Here is a 23747-nt window from a genome sequence, read left to right as displayed (position 1 = left end):
GATTGATCGGAAGCGCGAAGCTCGTCTCGCGCTTCTGGACATCGGAGTCCCCGTCTGATTCATTACGGGTCGGATTCGAGCTTGCGGCGCTCGGGTCAGATGCGGCGACGAGGGGTCGATTTGATGGGTTCGGACGCGACAAGCGCTCCGGCTAGGGATGATTCATCCCTCGCTTCGGAGAAGTTGACGAGCCTCCTCCGGCGCCAGCGCCTGCGTATCACGACCCCTGCCCTCGACCGGATCGCCGAGCTGGAGCCCATGCTCCGCAGCGCGATTCCTTATTTCGTGGTCGCCTTTCTCGTTGTCCTCGCGATGGCGCGCCTCGCCTTCGTCGTCGAGGAACACGACACGCTGGAGCAACGCGCGAGCGAAGGGCTGCAGATCGCCTCCAGCCTCCTGCGTGCCGAGGATGCGGCCCTGGACGCGCGCACGGAGGATCCGACGACCCGTGCGCAGATCCTCGTCAACAGCGCCCTGCCTCTCTTCGTGAAGGCGAACGGCCTCGTCGCCCTGATCGCCGACAAGGGCGGGCGCGTCGTCGCCACGACCCCGGGACACGAGACGGCGCTCGGCCGCGAGATCGACACCTTGGTCGACGGCGGCCAGCCGCTTCTCGTCTTCGGCGAGCGCGCGGGCGTCCTGGAAGTGCGCTGGGCCGGCAAGGCTGCGATGGCGGCTTCCGCTCTCCTTTCAGGCCCGCTCGGCAGCGTCGTTCTGGTGCGCGAGGAGTCCCACGTCTTCGCCGACTGGCGCCGGTCGGTCTCGCTGAACGTGACGCTATTCTGCGTGACCGCGCTGGTGCTCCTCGCCATTCTCGTCGCCTACTTCCGCCAGGCGACGCGCGCGGTGGCGGCCGACCGCCTTCTCACCGAACAGCATCAGCGGGTGGAAACCGCGCTTTCGCGTGGCCGATGCGGCCTGTGGGACTGGGACCTGTCGCGTGGGCGCATGTTCTGGTCGCGTTCCATGTACGAGATGCTGGGCCTCGCGCCGCGCGACGGCGTCCTGTCCTTTGCGGAGGTTTCCAACCTCCTGCATCCCGACGACGGCTCCTTCTTCGAGTTCGCGCGCCAGATCGCCTCGGGCAGCGTCGGCAACATCGAGCGCTCGTTCCGGATGCGCCATGTGGACGGCCAGTACATCTGGCTGCGCGCCCGCGCCGAAGTGGTGCGCAACGCCGACAACGAGATCCACCTCATCGGCGTCGCCGTCGACATCAGCGAGAACCATCTCCTCGCCCGAATGACCGACGAGGCGAACATCCGCCTCCAGAACGCCGTCGAGAACATCTCCGAGACCTTCGTGCTGTGGGACGCCGATCACCGGCTCGTCCTTTGCAACACCAAGTACCAGGAAGTCTTCGGCCTCACCGACCAGGACGTGCGTCCGGGCACGCCCTTCGAGGCCGTCCGCGCCAAGGCGCGCCGGCCGATCGAGGAGCGCAAGCTCACCAGCCCGAGCTTCGTCTACGGCGAGCGGGCCACAGAGACGCTGCTGGCCGACGGGCGCTGGCTCCAGGTCTCGGAGCGCGTGACAGGCGACGGAAGCCACGTCTCGATCGGCACGGATGTGACGCAGCTCAAGGTGCACCAGGAGCGCCTGTCCGATTCCGAGCGCCGCCTCATGGCGACGATCAACGACCTTTCCACCGCCCGCCGCGACGCGGAGGCGAAGGCGCGCCAGCTCGCCGAGCTGAACCGGAACTACATGATCGAGAAGGAGCGCGCCGAGAGCGCGAACCAGGCGAAGACCACTTTCCTCGCCAACATGAGCCACGAGCTGCGCACCCCGCTCAACGCCATCATCGGCTTCTCCGAGATCATGCGCGAGGAGAGCTTCGGCCCGATCGGCAACGGCAAGTACACCGAGTACGCCGCCGACATCCATCAGAGCGGCCACTATCTTCTGAAGCTGATCAACGACATCCTGGACATGTCGAAGATCGAGGCCGGCCGGCTGGTCCTGGCCCACGAGGAGATCGACCTGCCCGCCATCGTCGCCGAAGCGATCCGGATCGTCGAGGTGCCGGCCCATTCCAAGTCGCTCGCGATCGGCGTCGCGATCCCGGACGCGCTGCCGCTGATGGGCGACCGCCGCGCCACTAAGCAGATCATGCTCAACCTCCTCGCCAACGCGGTGAAGTTCACCGCACCGGGCGGCGAGGTGCGCGTCCGCACCCGCCTACGCGGGCAGCACGCCGTGATCACCATCGTGGACAACGGTATCGGCATCCCGCGCGAGGCGCTCAAGAGTCTCGGCAAGCCGTTCGAGCAGGTCGAGAACGAGCTGACGCGCACCCACAAGGGCACCGGCCTCGGCCTCGCGATCGCCCGTTCGCTGATCGAGCTGCAGGGCGGAACCATGTCGATCACGTCGCGACCGGGCCGTGGCACCGCCGTGAGCTTCCGCCTGCCCTGCCCCGGCTGCCTCGAAGCCTCGGCCGAACCCGCCGCCGCCCTCTCGCGCGCGGCCTGAACTGGATCAGCTTCCGGCGTCCCTGCGATAGGGGATCAGTGCCGCAAACACCTCGCGCACATCCTGCGCCCTCTGTGCCACCTGCGGCTCGATGCCCGAACGGTCGGCAAGGTCGAGCCCGGCGGCGATGCGGTCGGCGAGCGGACCGGGCAGGTCCGCCACGCCGAACGCCTTGTCGCCGCCGAGACGCAGGATCTGCATGATGCGGGTCATCTCGCTCATCGCCTCGACCAGACCATCCACGCGCGGCTCCGCCTCCAGCATCGCCGCGCGAAGCACCTCCAGCGCCGCGACCGTCGGCTGACCGACGAGACCCAGCGGCACGCGTCCGGTCAGGATGCCCCATTGCGCCAGGAACTCGAGATCTGTCAGCCCGCCGGGGATGCGCTTGAGGTCCAGCGCCCCGCGGGGCGGCTTCTGGACATCGAGCCGGGCACGCATGTCGGCGACGTCGTCGGTCAGGAGCGGATCGTCCTGGTGCGCTCGGATCGCTTCGCGCACCGCCTCTTCGATCTCCTCGCAAAGCCCCTCCTCGCCCGCGACGGGGCGCGAGCGCGTCAAAGCCATGCGCTCCCAGGTCCAGGCCTCGGCCTGGTATTTTCGGAACGCGCCAATCTGCGTGGCGAGCGGCCCCTTGTTGCCTGAAGGCCGAAGCCGGAAATCGACCTCGTAGAGAACCCCTTCGGCGGTGGGCGAAGTAAGCGCCGAGATCAGCCGCTGGGTCAGCCGGGCATAGTAGGTCGAAACGGGCAGTGGCCTCGGCCCGTCGGAAGCCTCTGCCTCTGGGTCGTGGTCGTAGAGAAGCATCAGGTCGATGTCGGAGTTCGCCGTCAGCTCGCGCGAGCCGAGGCGTCCGAGGCCGAGGACGGCGATGCGCCCATCCGCCACCCGCCCGTGCATTCGCACGAACTCGCCGTCCACCGCCTTCAACACCTCACGCAGGATGGCCTCGGCAAGGTCGGAGAACGCAAGTCCCGCCGCCTCGCCCTCCAGGACGCCGGAGAGCAGCCGGACCGCCACGAGGAAGCGCTGTTCGGACGCGAAGATGCGCAGGCGATCCAGCCGCTCCTCGAAGAAGCGGGCGTCGGCGAGAAAGGCGGTCAGCCGCTCGTGAATCAGATCGCGGGTCGGAAGTTCGGAGAAGAAGGCCGGATCGAGCAGCGCGTCGAAGACATGCGGCCGGCGCGCGATCGTCTCGGCCAGTCGTGGCGACGCCGTGATGATGCGGGCTAGAAGGTCGAGAAGGCGCGGGTTGGAGGCGATCAGCGAGAAGAACTGCAGGCCGGACGGCAGTCCTTCGAGGAACCGGTCGAAGGCGGCCAGCGCCCCGTCGGAATCGGCGCCGCCGGAAAAGGCTTCCAGGAGCGACGGCAGGACGACGACGAACTGCTCGCGCGCCGCGTCCGAGCGCATGGCGCGATAGCGCCCCGACCCCCAGCGATGGACGATCCGCCCGATATCCGCGGGCCGCGCGTAACCGCGCTCGCCGAGCCACGCCAAGGCCGCCTCGTCGCCTTCGTCCTCCAGGAGGGCGTCGACCACCGTCTCGTCCTCGGGCTTGGCCCGGCCTTCCGAGAACAGTTGGGCGAAGCGGCTCTGCACAAGACGAAGCCGCTTCAGGAGGGCGGCCTCGAAATCGGCGAGGCCGTCGAAGTTGCAGAGCCGCCCGATGCGGGTCAGCTCTTCGGCAATCGTCGGCAGCGTGTGGCTCTGCTCGTCGGCGACCATCTGGATCGCATGTTCGACCCGGCGCAGGAACCAATAGGCCTCCGTCAGTTCCGCCGCCACGTCGGGCGCCACCCACCCTTCGCTCGCCAGCCGCGCCAGCGCCTCGTCGGTCCGCCGCGTGCGCAGCGCGGGGAGCCGGCCGCCGGAGATCAGTTGCTGGGCCTGCGCGAAGAACTCGATCTCGCGGATCCCGCCCTGGCCGAGCTTCACGTTGTGGCCCGCCGTCGCGATCCCCTCGAAGCCGCGATGGCGATCGATCTTGGACTTCATCGCCTGGATGTCGGCGATGGCGACGAAATCGAGATAGCGCCGCCAGACGAAGGGCGCGATGTCGCGCAGGAAGGCGGCGCCGACCTCCGGATCTCCGCCGACCGGCCGCGCCTTGATCATAGCGGCGCGCTCCCAGTCGCGCCCCGTCCCTTCGTAGTAGATCAGGGCCGAGGGAATGGGGATCGCCAGCGGCATGGCGGAAGGGTCCGGCCTGAGGCGGAGGTCCGTCCGGAAGACGTAGCCGTCCCGGGTGCGTTCTCCGATCATGCGCACCAGGCGACGGCCGAGCCGCGAGAACATTTCGACGCTCTCCATCGGGTCGCGGATGGCAGGCGCGTCGGGCTCGAAGAAGAGGATGACGTCGATGTCGCTGGAATAGTTCAGCTCGCGCCCGCCGAGCTTTCCCATGCCGAGCACCGTCAGGCCGCAGCCCGTCTCGGGCTCGTCGGGATCGGGCAACGCGAGTTGGCCACGAGCATGGAGGTCGGCGAGGCAGAAGCGCAGTGCCCGGCGGATCGCCGCCTCCGCGAGGTCGGACAGATCGGCCGTCGTGCGCGCGGCGTCGGCGACTCCGAAGAGGTCGCGGAGCGCGATCAACAGGGACGCTTCGGCCTTGGCCCGTCGCAGCAGCGTCATCTCCGCCGCTTCCGAGGCTCCGGGCGGCACGGCGTGGCCCAGCTCGTCGATGATCGCGCGGATGCGGTCCCCGGCGTCTTCCTCGAAGAGCCGGTCGAGCACAGCCGGTGTGCGTTCGGCAAGCGCCGTCAGATGGGGAGAAAGGGACAGGGCGGCACCGAGACGCCAAGCGTCCGTGTCCTTCCCCACGTCCAGCCAGCCGGCGAGCCGGTCGAGCCCCTCTTCCCGCGCGCGCAGTCCAAGCTCGGCAAGCCGGCGCTTCGCCTCTTCCTCGGAGGTCGGACGAAGGGCGGCGGTTCCGCCGATCCTCAACTCACGTCGCGCGGGCTCCGTCATGCGTCTGCGCCACCCTTTCCAGCGGAATCTCCAGGGTGACTTTGAGACCCGGACCCGCGTCGTCAAGCGAAAGGCTGCCGCCGTGGATGGAGGCGATCGCCTGCACCAGCGAGAGCCCGAGGCCCGAGCCTGGCTTGGACCGGCTTTCGTCGAGGCGGTAAAAGCGTTCCAGCACCCGTCCCCGCTTGTCCACGGGCACGCCGTTGCCGTTGTCCGCCACCGTGACCAGGCAATGCGCCTCCCGCGTCTCGACCGAGACGCGGATTTCCAGCGGCCGATCGGACAGCCCGTATTTCAGCGCGTTGTCGAGGAGGTTCGAGACAGCCTGGGCCATCAGCTCGCGGCTTACCGGCGCCACCACCGGCTCGGGGGCCTCCGCGATTAGCCGTCCGCCCACATCCTCGGCCAACGGCTCGTACAGTTCGGCGACTTCGGCAACGATCGCCGACAGGTCGGCCTCCGTCTTCAACGCGGGGTGGGAGCCGGCTTCGACGCGGCTGATCATCAAAAGCGCGTCGAAGGTGCGGATCATGCCGTCCGCTTCCGACAGGACGGCTTCCATCGCCTGGCGCGCGGTGCGCTCGGGCGTCTCGTCGCCGAGTGCCGCCTCTACGCGGTTGTGCAGCCGCGTCAGCGGCGTCTTCAGATCATGGGCGATGTTGTCGGATACCTGCCGCAGCCCTTCCTGCAAGAGGGCGATGCGCGCGAGGAGGACGTTGAGCTTTTCCGACAGGCGGTCGAACTCGTCGCCGGTTCCGGTCACAGGAAGCCGCTCCGAAAGGTCGCCGGCCATGATGCGCGCCGTCGCCGCCGACATCCGATCGAGCCGATGCAGAGCCGTGCGCCCGACCAGGAACCAGGCGAGAAGCGCCCCGAAGCTCATGAGAAGCAGCGCGAGGATCAGGGCGTTGCGCACGATCAGCCGGATGCGCTCCTGGTCCGTCTGATCGCGACCGACGAGCAGGCGCAGGCCGTTGGGAAGCTGCACCACCTCGGCGACCGCCATGTGGTAGCGGTCCTGTTCCGACTCGGTGAAGCGTGCGTAGCGGAAGGGCGTGGTCTTGAAGCCCGGCTTGTCGAGGACGCCGGCCTCGAGGCTCTGGACGTTGCCGGCGAGGATCAATCCCGTACCGTCGGTCACGAGATACAGCGGCGCACCGGGCTGGCGGGCGCGGCGGTCGATCGCCCGCACGATCCCCGAAATTCCCGTCGTTTGGTAGATGCGGTCGAGAACCTCGATCTCGTCGGCGATCGCGTCACGACTCTGGGTCTGCAGGATCGAGGTCGCGGTCTCCGTCACGTAGACGAGGAGGATCGCAGCGAAGAGCGCGAAGAGAAGGAGATAGACCGCCGAGAGCCGAACGGCGGTCACGCGCATCAGCTCGCGGATGCGAAGGATTGTGGGTCGGCGCAAGGACCCTCAGTCCCCGGCGCGGACGATGTATCCCGACCCGCGCACCGTATGCAGCAGCGGCTCGCCGAAGTCGCGCTCGATCTTCGACCGAAGCCGAGAGATATGCACGTCGATCACGTTGGTCTGCGGGTCGAAGTGGTAGTCCCACACGTTCTCAAGCAGCATGGTCCGGGTCACCACCTGCCCGGCATGCTTCATCAGGTATTCGAGCAGTCGGAACTCGCGCGGCTGAAGCGTGATCGGCTTGCCGGCGCGCCGCACCTCGTGGGACAGGCGGTCGAGCTCGAGGTCGCCGACGCGATAGACGGTCTCGACATCCTTGGTACCGCGCCGGCGCCCGAGGATCTCGATCCGGGCCAGAAGCTCGGAAAAGGCATAGGGCTTCGTCAGGTAGTCGTCGCCGCCGGCCCGCAAGCCGGTCACCCGGTCGTCCACCTGGCCGAGCGCCGAGAGAATCAGGATCGGCGTCGCGTTGCCCTTCTCGCGCAGGGCCGAGATCACCGAAAGCCCGTCGCGCTGCGGCAGCATGCGGTCCACGACAAGAACGTCGTAGGCCTGGGTGAGAGCCATGTGCAGGCCGGTCTCCCCGTCCGCGGCATGATCGGGAACATGGCCCGACTCGCGCAGCGCCTTGATGAGATAGGAGGCGGCCTCCCGGTCGTCTTCGATGATGAGGATGCGCATGAGATCCGATCTAGGGGACGGCGCGGACATCGTCATCGTCATATTCCTTCAAAGGGGCTGACGGAAAGGGGCGGCTCGCGCCGCCCCATTACGTGTCATGAGGCGCCGGGCGATCAGCTGCCGCTGATCGGCAGTGCGACGAAGCGGTTCTGGTCGCCGCTGCGGAGCTGGAACAGCGCCGCCTTGCGACCCGCCTCGCCCGCCTTCTTGATCGCCTCCTCGACCTCGCGCTGCGACTTCACCGACGTGCCGTTCACGGCCACGATCGTGTCACCGGCAGAGACACCACGGTTGGCGGCTTCGGAGTCCGGATCGACCTCGGTGATCACGACACCGTCGCCCTGATCCGACGGGGTGAGCGTCAGGCCGTAGCCGCGCAGCGAGGACGGGTTGACCGGGACATTGCTGCTGCCGCTGCTGTTCGAGGCCTCGTCGAGGCTGGACAGGTTGCCGAGCTCGACCTTGATGTCACGCGCCTCGCCGTTGCGCCACACCTTGACGTCGATCGTCGTGCCGGGCCGGTACTCGGCCACCTTACGCGCCAGCTCGCGCGGACCCTTGATCGTCTGACCGTTGACGGCCGTGATCACGTCGCCCGTCTGAATGCCCGCCTTCACGGCCGGCGTGTTCGTGTCGGGAAGGGTGACGATCGCCCCTTCGTCGGCGCTGAGGCCCAACGCCTCGGCGATGTCCTCCGTTACCGGCGCGATCTGGACACCGAGCCAACCGCGCTGGACGTTGCCGTTCTCGCGCAGCGACTGCACCACGCTCTTGGCGGTGGAGGCGGGAATCGCGAAGGCGATCCCGACATTGCCGCCCGAAGGCGAGAAGATCGCCGTGTTCACACCGATCACCTGGCCTTCGAGGTTGAAGGCCGGCCCACCCGAGTTGCCGCGGTTCACCGCCGCGTCGATCTGGATGAAGTCGTCGTAGGGGCCGGCGCCGATGTCGCGGCCACGCGCGGAGACGATGCCCGCCGTCACCGAGCCCCCGAGGCCGAACGGGTTGCCGACAGCCACCACCCACTCGCCGACGCGGACCTTCGAGTCGTCGGCGAAGTTCACGTAGGTGAACTTCCGATCACCCCCGTCCACCTTCAACAGGGCGAGGTCGGTGCGCGAGTCGGCGCCGATGAGCTCGGCCTTCAGCTCCGTCCCGTCGTCGAGCACGACCGTGTAGTCGCTACCGCCCTCGACCACGTGGTTGTTGGTGACGAGATAGCCGTCGTCCGAGATGAAGAAGCCCGACCCCTGCGCCATACCCTGGCGCGGGCTGCGGCGCGGCGCCTGGCGGTCCGGCGAACCCGGCATGCCGGGATTGCCGAATTCAAAGAAGCGGCGCAGCGGATGATTCTCGGGCAGGTTGTCGAAGGGCGATTCGGCGCGGCTGCCGTCGTCGCTCGCAGGGCGAACCTGCTCGCGCACCCGCACCGACACGACAGCGGGCGAAACCTTCTCGACGACGTCGGCGAATCCCGGATTCTGACCGGTCGGCTGCACCGTCACGGGCTCAGCGAAGCTCGGGCCGACGCCGGACATCACACCGCCCGCAAGGACGGCGCCGGCCACGCCGGCTGCGAGGACCGCCGTGGAGAGGCGGCGCTTGCTCTGATTGAAGTTCATGCTCATTTGCGAGACCCTCGTTGAATTCCGCCGACAAGGACCGTTCGGCCCGTCTGATGGCTGGAAACTAGGGGTCGCAACGTTACGGCAAGTTTTCGCGCGAATGAAAGCTTGGTAAGGTTGTGGGCTCAGGAGGCCTTGCCGGCGCCGGCGCCGACGTCGCCCACGATCTCGGCCAGCCGCGCCTCCTCCCCGGCGCTCAGGCCGGCGACTTGCGGACTATGCGCCTGTCGGCGGCTCGACCGCCGCAGAAGCACGATCCCGGCGCCGAGAAGCAGGATTGGCGTCCCCCAGAGAAGCGCCGTATCCCACCGCACGCGCGGGCGCAGAAGCACGAAGTCCCCGTAGCGCGCCACGAGATAGTCGAGAACGTCCTCGTCGCTGTCGCCCGCCTCGATCCGCTCGCGAACCAGGAGGCGAAGGTCGCGCGCCAAGGGCGCGTCCGATTCGTCGATCGACTGATTCTGGCAGACCATGCAGCGCAGCCCCGCCGAAAGGTCGCGCGCCCGCTGCTCCATCGCCGCGTCTGGCAGGATCTCGTCCGGCTGCACCGCCGCGGCCGGCCCGGCCCACACGGTGGACGCCGCGATCGCCAAGGCGCCGAGGAGCGTTGCGCTCCGCATGTCAGGCCGCCTTTGCCGCACGGCGCCGTGCCGGCGCGCCGACCCGCAGACGCCGGTCGCTCAAGGACGCCAGGCCACCGAGCGCCATCACCACGCAGCCGAGCCAGATCAGCGTCACCATCGGCTTCCACCAGATGCGCACGACGGTCGCCCCGCCATTGGCCGCCGTGTCGCCCAGCGACACGTAGATCTGGCTGAAGACGAGCGTGTGGATGCCCGCTTCCGTGGTCGGCATCTGACGGGCGGGATAGAAGCGCTTGGCACTGTTGATGACGGCGCCTTCCCGATCGCCGTCGAGCAGCGTGAAATGGCCGACATCTTCGCGATAGTTCGGCCCCTCGCGCTGCGTCTGCCCCTCGTAGCGCAGCTCGTACCCGGCAACAGGCACCGTCTGTCCCGGCGCCATGGTCGTCACGGTCTCCGAGTCGAAGGCGCTGACGCATACGACGCCGAGCAGCGTCACGCCCACCCCGAAATGCGCGAGCGCCGTGCCGAAGGCCGACCGGGGCAGGCCGACGAGCCGCGACCATCCGGTGCGCAGGCCGACCTTGGCAAATCCCGCGCGCGCGCCGAGATCGACAAGCGCCCCCGCCATGACCCAGACCGCGAGCCCGATGCCGAAGGCGGCGAGAATCTTCGTGCCGTGATTCATCGCGATCACCACGATCACGACGAACAGCGACGCACCGACCGCCGCATAAAGCCGCTGCGCGACACCAAGCAAGTCTCCGCGCTTCCAGGCGAGCAGCGGGCCGAACGGCAGTGCGAAAAGAAGCGGCACCATCAGCGGCCCGAAGGTCAGATCGAAGAACGGTGCACCGACCGAAATCTTCGTGCCGGTGAACACTTCCAGGAACAGGGGATACAGCGTCCCGATCAGCACGGTCGCCGTCGCCGTCGTCAGAAAGAGGTTGTTGAAGACCAGTGCCCCCTCGCGCGAGATCGGCGCAAACAGGCCGCCACTCTCCAACTCGCCCGCCCGGAAGGCGAAAAGCGCCAGCGAGCCGCCGATGAAGAGGCACAGGATGATCAGGATGAACACGCCGCGCGCCGGATCGACCGCGAAGGCGTGAACCGACGTCAGGATGCCGGAACGCACGATGAACGTGCCGAGCAGCGAGAGTGAAAACGTCAGGATGGCCAGGAGCACGGTCCAGACCTTGAGCGCCGAGCGCTTCTCCATCACCGCGGCCGAGTGCAGCAGCGCCGTGCCCGAGAGCCAGGGCATGAATGAGGCGTTCTCGACCGGGTCCCAGAACCACCAGCCGCCCCAGCCGAGCTCGTAATAGGCCCAGTAGGAGCCCATCGCGATCCCGCCCGTCAGGAACAGCCATGCCAGCAGCGTCCACGGGCGCACCCAGCGCGCCCAGGCGGCGTCGAGCCGTCCCTCGATGAGGGCCGCCACGGCAAAGGAGAAGGCGATCGAGAAGCCGACATAGCCGAGATAGAGCAGCGGCGGATGGATCGCGAGACCGATGTCCTGCAGGATCGGATTGAGGTCGTTGCCCTCGAACGGCGCCGGCACGACGCGGGTGAACGGGTTGGACGTCAGGAGGATGAACAGCAGGAAGGCCGTCAAGATCCAGCCCTGCACCGAGAGCACGGTCGCCTTGAGGCTGGGCGGCAGATCCCGGCCGAACAGCGCCACCAGCGCGCCGAACAGCGCCAGTATCAGCACCCAGAGCAGCATGGAACCCTCGTGGTTCCCCCAGACGCCGGTGATCTTGTAGATCATGGGCTTGGCGGAATGGGAGTTCTCGACGACGTTGAGCACCGAGAAGTCCGAGGTCGCATAGGCGGCCGTCAGCGCGCCGAAGGCGAAGGCGAGGAGCGCGAGGCCGGTGACCGAGGTCGCCGACCCGGTCTCCATCAACCGCGCATCGCCGATCCGTGCCCCCAGGAGCGGCAGCGCGGACTGGACCAGCGCGGTGCCCAGCGCCAGCACCAGCGCGAAATGCCCGAGTTCGACGATCACAGCCCGGCTCCCCCGGTCGCCGGCGCGCCCGTCGACGAGACGATGGCCCCGTCCTTCCACAGGCCGCGCGCCTTCAGGTCGTCCACGACTTCCTTGGGCATGTAGGTCTCGTCGTGCTTGGCAAGCACCGTGTCGGCGACGAACACGCGGTCGCTTCCGAGGTGCCCCTCGGCCACGACGCCCTGCCCCTCGCGGAAGAGGTCCGGCAGCAGCCCGGAATAGACCACCGGCACGCTTTGCAGCGTATCGGTCACGCGGAACGTCACGCGCTGGTCCTCGCCGCGCTGCACGGTGCCCGCCTCGACGATGCCGCCGAGACGGATCCGCTGCCCGTCGCCCGGCAGGCGGGCGACGACGTCGGTCGGCGAATTGAAGAAGGCGACGCTGTCCGACAGCGCCGTCAGCACGAGCCCTGCCGCCGTCGCGACCACGGCCAGGATACCGAACAGGCCGGCAAGGCGTTTCGTCTTCCGCGTCATGGTGATGTCGTGTCCGGCTCAAGCCCGAGCCCTCGTGCGAAGCTCAGGATATCCATAAGCTCAGGCGAAGCCGCCGGGAATACGGCGCGCACCTGGCTGAGTGCCGCAAGCGCCTGGTCTCGCTGATCCAATACCACGTAGGACCGCACGAGGCGCTTCCATCCGTCCGGATCGTGGGGCTCTGCCTTCAACCGCTCGGCCAGACCCGACACCATGCCCTGCACCATGGCCTGCCGATCTCCGTCCGAAAGCCCTTCGGCCGCCCGCACGTCGTCCGGCGTCGGCCCCGGAGCGCCCGGGACGGGGGGCGCCGCGAGACTGGAGCGCGCGTCGGCGAGCGCCGCTTCCGCGACCGGACGCCAGGCGCCGTCCGGCGGCCCGGTCCTCAGCAGCTCGCTCCAGGCATCCACGGCTTCGGCCGACCGGCCCTGCTGCGACAGCGCCAGGGCGAGGAAGAAGCGTGCGGGAACCCATCCGGCATCCAGCGTCAGCGCGCGTCGAAACTCCGCCTCGGCTTCCGGCGTCACCCGTCCGTCGGCGGCCTGCACCAGCGCTTCCCCGAGGCCTGCCACCGTCTGCGCGGTCGGCGGATTGAGCCGGAGCGCGTTGCGAAAGGCGGTCGCCGCCTTCTGTCCTTGCCCCATCTGCAGATAGACCGGCGCCACGACGCTCCACCCGGCGGCGTCGTCAGGCTCTTCCGCGAGGCGTCGCTCGATTTCTGCGACGGCGGTCTCGATGTTCAGTTCTCCCCCGCTCGGCTCGCGCATTGCCAAGGGCTGGTCCGGAACCTCGGGCGACCCCCAGCGGTCGTAGAAGAGGAAACTCCCAACCGGCAGGAGAAGTGCGACAGTCAGTCCGGCAATGACCGCGGTCCGGTTGTGGGAGCGCGCCGGGCCTGCCGCTTCCGCAGCCTCGTGCGCCCGGAGAAGTCGCCGACCGATCTCCGCACGCGATGCGGCGGCCTCCTGCGGCCCTACGGCTCCGCGCGCCTCGTCCTCGCGCAACTCCTCGAGCTGCGCGCGGTAGACCTCCTCGTCATAGGCGTCGCGCGCAGCAGTCGTGCGCGGAGCACGTCCCAACAGCGGGAAGACGATGGCAAGCGTCGCGACGGTAGCGAGGACGAAGGCGATGAGCCAGAACAGCATCGAGGCTCCCAGGAACCGGCAAGCCTGCCGGCGGTCGAAGCATGCGGAAAAACCGGGATCCGCAATGCGGACAGCCCCCGGCAACCGAGGCCGGATAGTCCGGCTCCCGTTTAGGACCGCTCTAACAACCCTCGACGACAAATCCCATTCAAATCGACATCAGGCGACGGGCGTCCAGAGATCGCTGCCCGAGCGGCAGGCGCTCCCGACCTGGCGCACCTTCGATGCCCCGCGGGAGATCACATGGGTGTAGCCGCGGCAATCCTGCGATCCCACCCGGTAGAGCTGCGTCGGCGTGATCTCGCCCTTGAAGCCGTCCGCCTCCCAGCCGACGGGCTGGCCCACCGTTCCGAACTGGAGCGCCTGATATTGCGCCTGCAGCGCGCGCTGTTCGGCCGAGGTGCTGAGCTTGACGCTGCTTGTCGGCGCGATGCTGCCTCGCAGCGCCGCCGCGCGTTCGGACAGCGGCTCGGGGGCCGTGCGCGGCGCGCTGGTCAGGCATCCCGACAGGATCGGCAGGGCGGCGGCAACGACACAGATGGTCCAAAATCTCGGCATTCGTCCGTCCGCCGCCTGCGCGGCCCATGCTGCCAGAACAACTCGTCGCGTCAGGACATCGGCGCGCCGGGCGCGCGAGGCAAGGTCACCTCCGCCCGCAATCCTCCGATTTCGGATCGCGACAGGCGAAAAGATCCCCGGTATTGCAAAACGGTATCAGCCACGATCGAGAGGCCGAGCCCGCTCCCTGCGCTTTGCTCGTCGAAGCGGCGGCCGCGCTGCGTGGCTTCCGCCATCTCCTGGTCCGAGAGTCCCGGACCGTCGTCCTCCACCACGATGCGGAACCGGTCGTCGTCGGCCGCGTCGAGCCGAAGGACGACCCGCCCGCGCCCATACTTGGCCGCGTTTTCCAGGATGTTGCCGACCGTCTCTTCGAGGTCCTGCTGCTCGCCCGAAAAGACGATGCCCCCCGCGTCGCCCGCCCAGCGCTGGTCGAAGGCGATGCCAGGGTTCAGCCGCCGCATGACCCGCAGCAAGCGGTCGAGAACCGGCACGACGGGCGTGCGCGCGATCGCGCCGTCGGTCGCCGCCACGCGCGCGCGGTCTAGGTAATGCTGAACCTGCCGGCGCATGATCTCGCTCTGCTCGCCGACGATCCGCCCCTTCTCCCCGCCGATCGCCGCCGCCTCGTTCAAGAGCACCGCGACCGGCGTTTTGAGCGAATGGGCGAGGTTCCCGACCTGCGTGCGCGCCCGCTCCACGATCCGGCGGTTGTTGTCGATCAGCGCGTTCATCTGCAACGCCAGCGGACGGATTTCCGTCGGCAGATTTCCCTTCAACCGCTCGGCACGCCCCGCGCGCACGTCCGCCAGCGCGCGGCGCACGCCCGTCAGCGGACGCAGGCCCACGAGAATGGCGAGCGCGTTGACGAGGATCGAGCCGAGGCCGAAGAAGCCGAGATAGAGCGCCATCTTGCGGTCGAAGGCCGCGATGTCGGACTCCACCACGCTGGCATTTCCCATGACACGAAAGCGCGCGGCGTGGTTGTCCTGATCGAGGACGACCTCCGCTTCCTCGACATAGAGCGTCTCGCCGTCGAGCCCCTCGGTCCGGTAGTCGCGGCGATACTGCATGTCGAAGGGCACGAGCTCCGTCGGCTGCGCCGCGATCTTGCGCGGCCCGAGCGAGAACGAGGCGAGCCGTCCGTCCGTGTTGGCGCTCGCCGGAATCACCTCCCAGTACCATCCCGACAGCGGCTGCGAGTAGCGCAGGTCCCCGAGGTTCGGCACGCCCGACAGCGTCCCCGCCTCGTCAACCGTCACCGAGTTGATGAGGTTGTAGAGCTGCGCCCGCACCACGGCCTCGAAGCCCGACTGCGCCGTCCGTTCGTAGAGGCCGGAGATCAGCCCAGCGACCACCAGGAACGCCGCCACCACCCAGACGCTCGACAGCGACACGACGCGAAAGGTCAGGCTCTGCGCCAGCCGCCCCCAGCGCGAGGGCGGCGCGGGTCGCTCGATCGGTGCCGCCGCCTCGTCCAAGGTCAGCCGCCGTGCTGCATGCGGTAGCCGAGTCCACGCACCGTCTCGATCATGTCGCCGCCGATCTTGCGTCGGAGCCGGCCGATGAAGACCTCGATCGTATTGGAATCTCGGTCGAAATCCTGATCGTACATATGTTCGATCAGCTCCGTCCGCGACACCAGTTCGCCCTGGTGGTGCATGAGGTAGGACAGGAGCCGATATTCGTGCGAGGTCAGCTTCAGCGGCGTGCCGTCGAGGCTGGCCTTCGAGGATTTCGTGTCGAGCCGCAACGGCCCGCAGTGGATCTCCGACGAGGCGTGGCCGGCCGCACGCCGGATCAGCGCCCGCACCCGCGCCAGCACCTCCTCCATGTGGAAGGGCTTGGCGACGTAGTCGTCGGCGCCGGCATCGATCCCCGCCACCTTGTCGCTCCAGCGGTCGCGCGCCGTCAGGAGCAGAACCGGCATCGCCCGTCCTTCCCGCCGCCAGCGCTCCAGCACGCTGATGCCGTCCATCTTGGGCAGGCCGACGTCCAGGATCACGGCGTCGTAGCTTTCGGTGTCGCCGAGAAAGTGCCCGTCCTCGCCGTCCGATGCCTGGTCGACGACGTAGCCGGCCCCAGCCAGCGCCTCGGCAAGCTGCCGCCGCAGGTTCGCGTCGTCCTCGACGATCAGGATGCGCATGGTGGTCTCGTCCCGAAACTGCTTGCCGTCATGAAGAGCGGTCTACTGCTCGATCGTGATGGTCTGACGGCGAGGCCGGTTTCCGTCGCTCGCGGGGATCAGCACGGTGACGACGCAGACCGTCCTGTCGCCCTGCTGCGTCGCCCTCACCGAAAGGACCTGTCCGCCCGACTGAGCGGAGGCCTGGGCGGCGGCGGCCGAGCATCCGCCCCCTTGCGCCATTAGCACGGCCCCCGGATCGTCCCAGGCCGCAACCGATCCTCCCTCGGTCGGTCGCATCGGCAGCGCCGAGGCTGTCGTGGCCGACAGGGCGATGGCGAGGAGAGTGGCCGCGACGAGACGGCGGGGTGCGGGGCGGGTCATGGCACATCCAAGGCTCTGTTGGCTGCAACACTAGGGACCGCGTGCTGAATGTCGAATGAACGGGACGCCCGCCTCGCGGGCGCCCCGCCGCCTCAGCGGATCCGCGTGCGCGCGTCGAAGCGCCCGAAGATCGCGACCGCCGCGCCGACGGCGCTCGCCGCCGCGGTCAACGCCGTAACCGCCTCCTCGCTGGTGAGGCCCACGACTTCGACGCCGAACAGCCCGGCCAGCGAAGCCGTCAGCGCCAGCGCCGCGCCCCAGACGGTCCGCGATTGATACCAGTTCTTGATCTCGTCCATGCTTCCACTCCTTCTGGTGATTACGGGCGCCGCGCCAGCATGAGCCGCGCCGGCGCCCCTGGGCCGTAGGATTGCCCGAGCTGGGCCACCTCCACGGCGATCGTGTCCGGCAGTCCGCCGAGACGCGCTTCGAGTTCGGCGACCGAGAGCGTCAGGCCGGGCGCGCCGACCGTCAGCTCCGCCCCCGTCGTTCCCCCCATCAAAGTGACGCGATAGGCCTCGCTTTCCTCGCCCAGCGCAACGTCGGTGCCGTCCCAGGCCGGGTCCGCAGAACGCGTCCGCCGGATCCAGACGAGTCGGAGGCCCGACCCGTCCAGCCGCCCCCGCAGGTGCACCGGAGACAGCGGCCGCAGTGCCCGCCGACCGAGCGCGGCGGTGCGCCGGTCGGCCGCCGCGTCGTCCAGCGTCCGACCGAGCGGCACCGTGCGCCAGTCGATCGCCGTCCCCGCTTCGCCATCCGCGATGCCGAGACTCTCCACCGCATGGTCGAGGAGAACGAAGAGCGCGCCGGCCGCGGCTCCCGCCGCCGCCTCCTCGCCCGTCCCGCCTATCCCGCGCGACAGGCCTCTCAGGCGGAAGCGCGAGGGCGCGATCTCTTCCGCCTCGCGGAAACGCAGCACCTCCCAGGCGCCGTTCGACGCCCGCACGGCCGCAGTGTTTCCGCCGGCGTCCACCAGCGCGGGCGCCAGCGAGGAAACGCTTCCCGCCACGAGGTCCACGACGAGCGCGTGCGTCCGGTCGAGGATCTCCTCGCGCCCCGGTCCCAGCGCCGCCGCCAGATGTCCGAGCGTGGCGGATACCGAAGCTGTTGCCCTCGCCGCATGTCCCGATCCCGTCGCCGAAGCCATCACAACATAGGGCATCCATGGCCGCGCCGAGACCGCCACAGCCGCGCCGCCCCTACCCCCGTCGATCACGGGCAGGTCGAGCAGCGCCACCACGGGCCGCGAGGCGAAGACCGGTCCCGGCCCTTCGGCCGGGCGCTCGGACGGGGCAATCGCCGAAGCCGTGCCCCGCCGCCCGATCCGCCGCGCCTCCACCCGGCGCGACAGGCCGTCCTCGATCCGTGTCACCTGCCACACGCCCGGCCGCCCATCGATCGCCAGCCGGTCACCCGCTCCGACCTCGATGGCGGCCGGCGACAGCGCGAAGCGTGCCATCTCTCGCTCGCCCGCCTCCCGATCGAGCAGCCCGCGCGCCAGGCCTCGCGCCTCGCCTTCCGTCAGCACCACCGGCAGGTCCACACTCGCCTGCCCCGGCTGCGATTGGCCGGGCAGCACGGCCTCGGCTGCGGCCGGCCGATAGGCCCGCTCGCCGTCGCTGAAACCCACCACGACCTCGCCCGGTGCCGCGCCGTCCTCGACGCGCCGGACCTCGAAGATCGGTTCGTCGTCCGCATCGACCAGCGCCACGGCCTCGCCCTGTCGGCTCCGTCGCGCCGTCGATCGAAACCGCAGTACCCCGGCATGCGCGAAGGCCTCGACGCCCGTCAGCCGCATCAGCTCCTCGAGTTCGCCGCGGGCCGAACCCGGTCCGGGCACCACGAACCCACCGACCATCCCGTCCACCTCGGAAACATCGAACGCCTCGAACCCATGGTCGCGCAGCAGCGCGGCGATCAGTCCGTCCATCGGTGCACGACCGAGCCGGCCGTTGAGCCAGTGGCCGCGCTGCCAGTTGTCCCCGTCGCGCCAGAGCGAGCCACGCTCGGGAAAGGCCGGAAAGGGCCGCGCGTCCCAGGTCCAGAGATGAACCGCGCCCGCAGGCACCATCCGCCCGCCATAGAGCGGCGAGAGCGGATTGTGCTCCGGCTGGAAACCCGGCACCGCCTCGTCCCAGTGCCGCTGGTGCGCTTCGAGAAAGCGCCGCTGCTGGAGGTCGTCCCGCGCTCCCGTCGAGAAATGCGGAAGCGCGCTCTCGGCCGATTTCGGATCGACGAAGACATTGGGCTGGTTCGCTCCCTTGTCGATCGCCGGGCAGCCGAGCTCGGTGAACCAGATCGGCTTCGATCGCGGCACCCATGGCGTCGGCGCCGCAGCCTCGACGCCCGCCCGCCGTTCGCGATGCGGCTCGCTCCACCAGGAGAGGATGTCCTTTGCCCGAAAGACCCAGGGCCTGCCGAGCCCGTCCGTGATCGCGCTCCGCTCGCCCGCCACCCGCGCCGCACCGTCGGCGTAGAACCAGTCGGCATGTTCCCCGCCCGTGATTCCGGCGACGAGCCCTTCGACATCGTAGGGCGAAGCCATGCCGTCCTGGAGGCTGTCGCCCGCCTCGTCCCGCCAGTCCGTCAGCGGCAGGTAGTTGTCGATGCCGACCGCCCCGATCGCCGGCTCCGCCCAGAGCGGATCGAGGTTGAAGAATACGTCGCCGTTTCCCGGCAGGTAGCCGAAATACTCGCTCCAGTCTGCGGCATAGGTCACCAGCGCGCCGGGCAGGATCGCCTTCACGTCCCGCGCCAGGACCACCAGCGCCTCCACGAAGGGAAACCGCCCGGCCTCGTCGCGCAATCGCGTCAGCCCGCGCATTTCCGAGCCGATCACGAAGGCGTCCACGCCGCCGGCCGCGCGAGCGAGATGCGCCTGGTGCAGGATCATCCGCCGGTACGACCATTCCACCGGCCCCCCATAGGCGACGACCTCGCCGTCGCTCGAAAAGTCCGCCACCTGCGCGGAACCGACGAACCGCTCGATATCCGTGCGCGCCGCCGCCGTTCGATCCGCCGTGCCGGCCTGCGTCTCGGCCAGATCCAGCGTCATCCGCCCGCGCCAGGGAAACGGCGCCTGCTCTGCCGCGCCATAGGGATCGGCCAGCCCGTTGCCGAGCGGAACGTCCATCAGGAGAAAGGGATAGAAGGTCACCTTCAACCCTTTTGCCCGCAGCGCCCCGATCGCGCGGATCACCCCCGCGTCCGACGGCGTGCCCCCGTAGGCCGGACCGCCGTCGACTTGGCTGACGACCCGGGCTCCGCCGCGCCCCGTCCCGCCGACGCTCCAAACCTCCGTCTCGTCGCACAGGACCGTCTCGACACCCGGCCGGCACGTGGCCCGCCCGGCTCGCAGGTCGTCCGCGAACCAAGCCACGACCAGCGCCGCCCGTTCGAGGTTCGGGCAGAGCGCCGTCAGCTCGTCGAGCGAGGCGGAGAAGTCGCTTTCATCGTGCAGCATGTTCCGGTTCAGGAGCCGATCCTGCCCCGGCCCCATCCGCTCGCGCACCACCAGCGGGTCGAGCCCGTGCTCCGTGGCGCCGGGAATGATGGTGATCGCCCGGATGCGGCTCTCGAACGCGCCGACGGGGCGGATCACCTCGCAGGAGATCTGCGGGATGCGGTTTCCCCAGCGCTCCAGCGGCAGGCGCTCGAACACGAGATAGGCGAGCCCTTGATAGGCCGGCGCCCGTCCTGCGCCCTGCTTCGCCTCGATCAGCGGGTCGGGCGCCTGGGTCTCCGTGCCGCGGTGCAGCCGCCACGGGATCTGCGAAAGGTCGAGTTCCTCCCCGTCCGCCCAGATGCGCCGGACAGAGGCGATCGGCCCCTCGCAGAGCGCCACCGCCACGTTGCCGTAATAGCTGTAGACCGTGGTCGCCGGCCCGCGCGCCGCGCCGCCCTTTCCGCCCTGCCGTTCCGTCTGGCTGACCTCCTCGAACCGCGTCGTCCAGATGACCTGCCCCGCCACCCGCGCCGTGCCGTAGACCCGCGCGACGCCGCCGCCCTCGTCCGCCTCCATGACCCGGCTCGCGTGCAGCCGCCCGCGCTCTTGCCGTCCGGTGCCGCCCATCAGCCGGTTGTCGATCGCATAGCCGCCGAGCGCCCCGAGCGCCCGGCCCGCGACCGCGCCGAACGGACCGCCAATCAGTCCGCCGAGCGCGCCGCCCGCCGCCTGCAGAAGAATGGTCGCCATGGTTCAGACCTCGTCGGGAAAGCGAAAGGTGCCCGCGATCCGCCCGGCCCAGCCGGGCGTCAGCGGCGAGGACACGACCGACGTGCCCTCGTAGGCATGGATCAGCCGCGGCCCGGCCGCATCCGCCTCGTCCAGGATGCCGCAATGGCGTGCCGGACCGGCGTTCCGCCAGCAAAACAGCACGACATCGCCGGCCAGCCCCCCGCCCATGGGCACCGTGCGGAAATGCCGGCGCGCCGCCTCCATCAGTGGATCGCCGTCGCCCGTCTCCGCCCAGTCCGGCGAATAGGGTCCCGGCGCCTCCGGCCCACGCCCGTAGAGTTCGCGCCAGACGCCGCGCACCAGCCCGAGGCAGTCGCACCCCACGCCCCGCCGGTGCCCCTGGTGCCGGTAGGGCGTACCAAGAAACCCGCGCGCCGCAGCGAGCGCCCGCTCCCGCGCGCTCACGGCACCACCGCCGAACCGTCGTGCCGGCCGTCGCTCTTGGCCACCGCCAGCGCCGCGTCGGTGCCGGGGATATGCGGAAAACCCCGGAAGTTCAGCGCGTTGTCGAACCGCTCGCGGCAGATCGTAAAGCTCCGATCGCATCCAGCCACCAGCCGCGCTATGTCCCCCGCCGCCCAGTCCGGCGACGGCGCCTCGACGAGATCCACCACCAGCGCCCCGCCCTCGCCCGTCCGCAGCGACGCCACGGTGCGCGCCGGCTCCGAGCCGACCAGAAGCCGCCCCTCGCGGAAAGGGCCGAGGTCGAAGCTCCCGAGCCCGTCCAGCACCACTTTGCCGTCGCCGACGGAGACGATCGCCCCCATCCGCGTCCAGGGCCCCAGGTCGACCCGGCACCGGGCGTCGCCGAGCGCCGCGTCGCAGCGGCGGCGATAGAACCGCCCGCGTTGCCGGTCGAGCCGCGCCGCAAGTCCCCGGAGTTCCACCGTCATCCCCGTATCGGTCCGCGTGATCTCGCCGAAGTCCGCGACCTCGACGAGCAGATGCTGCTCCGGCCGCTGCCAATCGACGCGGAACACCTCGACGCTCGCGCCGTCGAAGAGCCCAGCCGCGATGTCCGCACCCGAGACAGCCTCCGACGAAAGCGCGCCCTCGACACCTTGCGTCCCGGCGGCCAGCCCCAGCGCCGCCTCCGCTTCGCCGGCCGTCCACCCCGTCCGGGCCGAGAATGTCGTGCCCGCAAATGTGAGGTCCTCGTCGTGGTCGGTGAAGCCGAACACCCGCCCGTCCGTGCGCTTCACGCGCCAGGCCTGCGCCAGCGTCGTCGCCGGCCGGCGCAGCCGCTCTCGAAACGCGTCCGACATCCCGGTCATGGCCGGATCTCCACCAGCGGGATCGAGGGAATGTCGCCGGCCTCGAAGGCGGCGACGTTGATGGAGAGATGGTCCAAGTCGAAGCGCACGGGCACGTCGAACTCGAACCCGGCCGTGAGCACGACACCTTCTGCCGGGGCGGTGGCGAACGTCACCGTCCCCTTCGCCGCATCGATCACGATCCCTGCCATGACGGCCGCGCCGTCCACGCCGACCCGCACGCTCCCCGGCACCGGCTTCTCGATCGGCCGCAGATACTCAGCCGCGCCCGAGCCGTAGCGTTTGGCGAGCGAAAACTCTTTCGTCGTGCCGTCTCCGACCCCGAGCGGCTGATCCCCGGCCGAGGGCGTCGCACCGCCGACCGCCGAAGACGCGTCGAACGGGTCGCGAAAACGGAAACCGACGAGCCGCCCGCGCCGTGCCTCGAAGAAGTGGAGCACCGTGACAAGGTCCTCGACGCTGCGCACGCCCGAGCCCGCATCGTAGCGCCGCCAGGAATGGCGCGTGCGCTGATTGCGGTTCTCGTAGCCGCTCGACAGGCGCACGATGTCCGTCCGCCGCTCCGGCCCGCCCGTCGTGCCGAAGGCGACGCGCAAGGGAAACCGCTCTTCGCTGAACGAGGCGATCATCGTCAGAGCCCCCTTTGACCGCGCATCGCCGCGCGGGCGAGCATCGCCTGGATCTGCACCTCCGCGCGCTTGAAGCTCGGCGCGTCCGGCGTCGTCACGTTGAAGACCACCGACGGCCCCGCCCGACCCTGCGCTCCGCCGGGTGCAGCGACGCCGAGCGAGCCGTCCGGCCCGCGCCGAAGCGGCAGGATCGCCTCCGCGCCTGCCTCGCCCATCAGCCCGATCCGCCCGCCGCTCGGAAAATATGTCGGCGCCCGCACGACTCCGCCCTTGGCGAACGGCACGATACCGCCCGGCGCCGAACTGCCGCCGCGCGCCGCCCCGCCGCCGATGCCGGACAGAACCTGCCCGAACAGGCCGCCGGCCATCTGCGTCAGCGGTTTCAGCGCGGCGTCCAGCGCGATCGCCGAAATCCGCCCGCCGAGCTGCCGCAGCACGCCCTCGAGGGAGCGCCCGCCCCCAGCCGCCCCGCGAAAGGCCGCCGTCAGCGCCGCGCCGAACGCGTTGGCGCGCGTCGAAAGATCGTTGAGCGCCCGCTCGAAGCCGCCCGTGTCGGCTTCCACCGAAATGCGGAGCGCGTCCACCTCGTCCACCATGTCTCACCTCCGGTCGGGAAAGCGTTGCATCAGCTCGTCGAGCCGCGCCCGGCTGGGCGGCTCCGAGAGGGCGGCGAAGGGCCTCAGCGCCAGCGCCAGCTCGCGCGGGCTCGCCCGCCAAACCGCGTCCGGCGTCATGCGCAGGACGCACACCGCCGTTGCGAACAGTTCGTCCCAGGGAAAAGCCGCCGCGCTCGAGGCCTCGTCCGGCGCGGCGGCGCTCAAGGGCGGGCGGCCGGCTCCTCCGGCCCGCCGAAGGCGGCCGTCAGGAGGTCGGCCGCGATCCGAGCCGCGCCCGCCGCCCCGCCGTCGATCGCCATGGCGGCGACCTCCTCGTCGGTCGCCGGCGTGCCGCCGCCGCGCAGGGCAGCGCCGATGATACGCGTCAGGTCCCGCGCCGACAGCCGGCCCGAGCCGAAGCGTTGCGCCAGGCTAGAAACGTCGTCCAGCGCGAAGGCGTCCTCCAGTTCGGCCAGCGCCCCCAGCGTCAGGCAGAGTCGGTGCGCCCGCCCGTCCAGCACGGCCTCCACCTCGCCGCGTCTCCGGTTCGCCGCCAT

At 69.7% G+C, this 23747-nt stretch carries 21 protein-coding genes; 1 reads left to right on the top strand and 20 read right to left on the bottom strand.

Annotated features, from left to right (window positions below):
* The first annotated feature begins 183 nt into the window (after positions 1–183).
* A complete protein-coding gene (locus tag O5O54_RS01040) occupies positions 184–2475 on the top strand; it encodes a PAS domain-containing sensor histidine kinase (RefSeq protein ID WP_279477855.1) in 2292 nt (763 codons plus the stop codon).
* A 6-nt stretch (positions 2476–2481) separates the two neighbouring features.
* On the opposite strand, the gene O5O54_RS01035 is transcribed toward O5O54_RS01040, so the two are convergent.
* The 20 genes from O5O54_RS01035 to O5O54_RS00940 all read right to left on the bottom strand — a co-directional run bounded on the left by O5O54_RS01035 (position 2482) and on the right by O5O54_RS00940 (position 23747).
* Positions 2482–5445 carry a bifunctional [glutamine synthetase] adenylyltransferase/[glutamine synthetase]-adenylyl-L-tyrosine phosphorylase gene (locus O5O54_RS01035; RefSeq protein WP_279477853.1) on the bottom strand — a complete coding sequence of 988 codons (2964 nt, stop codon included), beginning with the start codon at positions 5443–5445 and terminating at the stop codon, positions 2482–2484.
* The gene (locus O5O54_RS01030; protein WP_407061648.1) at positions 5423–6823 is read right to left on the bottom strand and encodes an ATP-binding protein; all 1401 of its coding nucleotides are present in this window, start codon (positions 6821–6823) and stop codon (positions 5423–5425) included. The genes O5O54_RS01035 and O5O54_RS01030 overlap by 23 nt, the downstream gene beginning before the upstream one ends.
* 42 nt (positions 6824–6865) lie before the next feature.
* Positions 6866–7543 carry a response regulator transcription factor gene (locus tag O5O54_RS01025; RefSeq protein ID WP_279478689.1) on the bottom strand — a complete coding sequence of 226 codons (678 nt, stop codon included), beginning with the start codon at positions 7541–7543 and terminating at the stop codon, positions 6866–6868.
* A gap of 113 nt (positions 7544–7656) precedes the next feature.
* The gene (locus tag O5O54_RS01020; protein WP_279477851.1) at positions 7657–9171 is read right to left on the bottom strand and encodes a Do family serine endopeptidase; all 1515 of its coding nucleotides are present in this window, start codon (positions 9169–9171) and stop codon (positions 7657–7659) included.
* A gap of 122 nt (positions 9172–9293) precedes the next feature.
* Positions 9294–9788 carry a cytochrome c-type biogenesis protein CcmH gene (locus O5O54_RS01015; RefSeq protein ID WP_279477850.1) on the bottom strand — a complete coding sequence of 165 codons (495 nt, stop codon included), beginning with the start codon at positions 9786–9788 and terminating at the stop codon, positions 9294–9296.
* Position 9789: 1 nt separating this feature from the next.
* Positions 9790–11763 (bottom strand): heme lyase CcmF/NrfE family subunit, encoded by a 1974-nt coding sequence (locus tag O5O54_RS01010; protein WP_279477848.1) that lies wholly within the window; start codon positions 11761–11763, stop codon positions 9790–9792.
* Complete coding sequence (gene ccmE / locus O5O54_RS01005) at positions 11760–12242, bottom strand: cytochrome c maturation protein CcmE (RefSeq protein WP_279477846.1); 483 nt, start codon at positions 12240–12242, stop codon at positions 11760–11762. The genes O5O54_RS01010 and ccmE overlap by 4 nt, the downstream gene beginning before the upstream one ends.
* Positions 12239–13387, bottom strand: coding sequence for a c-type cytochrome biogenesis protein CcmI (gene ccmI / locus O5O54_RS01000; protein WP_279477844.1), 1149 nt, complete (start codon positions 13385–13387; stop codon positions 12239–12241). The genes ccmE and ccmI overlap by 4 nt, the downstream gene beginning before the upstream one ends.
* A 159-nt stretch (positions 13388–13546) precedes the next feature.
* On the bottom strand, positions 13547–13945 hold the full coding sequence (locus tag O5O54_RS00995) for a hypothetical protein (protein ID WP_279477842.1): 399 nt from the start codon (positions 13943–13945) through the stop codon (positions 13547–13549).
* Between the two features lie 50 nt (positions 13946–13995).
* Positions 13996–15336 (bottom strand): ATP-binding protein, encoded by a 1341-nt coding sequence (locus O5O54_RS00990; protein ID WP_407061647.1) that lies wholly within the window; start codon positions 15334–15336, stop codon positions 13996–13998.
* 92 nt (positions 15337–15428) lie between these two features.
* Positions 15429–16091 carry a response regulator transcription factor gene (locus O5O54_RS00985; RefSeq protein ID WP_279477840.1) on the bottom strand — a complete coding sequence of 221 codons (663 nt, stop codon included), beginning with the start codon at positions 16089–16091 and terminating at the stop codon, positions 15429–15431.
* A gap of 42 nt (positions 16092–16133) precedes the next feature.
* Entirely contained in the window at positions 16134–16454 is a 321-nt protein-coding gene (locus tag O5O54_RS00980) for a hypothetical protein (RefSeq protein ID WP_279477838.1), read from the bottom strand.
* Positions 16455–16546: 92 nt separating this feature from the next.
* Positions 16547–16753 (bottom strand): hypothetical protein, encoded by a 207-nt coding sequence (locus O5O54_RS00975; RefSeq protein ID WP_279477836.1) that lies wholly within the window; start codon positions 16751–16753, stop codon positions 16547–16549.
* Between the two features lie 20 nt (positions 16754–16773).
* A complete protein-coding gene (locus O5O54_RS00970; RefSeq protein WP_279477835.1) occupies positions 16774–20649 on the bottom strand; it encodes a glycoside hydrolase/phage tail family protein in 3876 nt (1291 codons plus the stop codon).
* A gap of 3 nt (positions 20650–20652) precedes the next feature.
* Entirely contained in the window at positions 20653–21096 is a 444-nt protein-coding gene (locus tag O5O54_RS00965; protein WP_279477833.1) for an NlpC/P60 family protein, read from the bottom strand.
* Positions 21093–21965 (bottom strand): DUF2163 domain-containing protein, encoded by an 873-nt coding sequence (locus tag O5O54_RS00960; RefSeq protein ID WP_279477831.1) that lies wholly within the window; start codon positions 21963–21965, stop codon positions 21093–21095. The genes O5O54_RS00965 and O5O54_RS00960 overlap by 4 nt, the downstream gene beginning before the upstream one ends.
* Positions 21962–22591, bottom strand: a complete 630-nt coding sequence (locus O5O54_RS00955) for a TIGR02217 family protein (RefSeq protein WP_407061646.1) — start codon at positions 22589–22591, stop codon at positions 21962–21964. Before O5O54_RS00955 ends, O5O54_RS00960 begins: the two co-directional genes overlap by 4 nt.
* A 5-nt stretch (positions 22592–22596) precedes the next feature.
* A complete protein-coding gene (locus O5O54_RS00950; RefSeq protein ID WP_279477828.1) occupies positions 22597–23190 on the bottom strand; it encodes a phage tail tape measure protein in 594 nt (197 codons plus the stop codon).
* A 3-nt stretch (positions 23191–23193) separates the two neighbouring features.
* Entirely contained in the window at positions 23194–23415 is a 222-nt protein-coding gene (locus tag O5O54_RS00945; RefSeq protein ID WP_279477827.1) for a phage tail assembly chaperone, read from the bottom strand.
* Positions 23412–23747, bottom strand: coding sequence for a gene transfer agent family protein (locus tag O5O54_RS00940; RefSeq protein ID WP_279477826.1), 336 nt, complete (start codon positions 23745–23747; stop codon positions 23412–23414). Before O5O54_RS00940 ends, O5O54_RS00945 begins: the two co-directional genes overlap by 4 nt.

The organism is Aureimonas sp. SK2, assembly GCF_029813115.1.
Lineage (GTDB): Bacteria > Pseudomonadota > Alphaproteobacteria > Rhizobiales > Rhizobiaceae > Aureimonas.
This window is presented reverse-complemented; position numbering and strand designations above follow the sequence as displayed.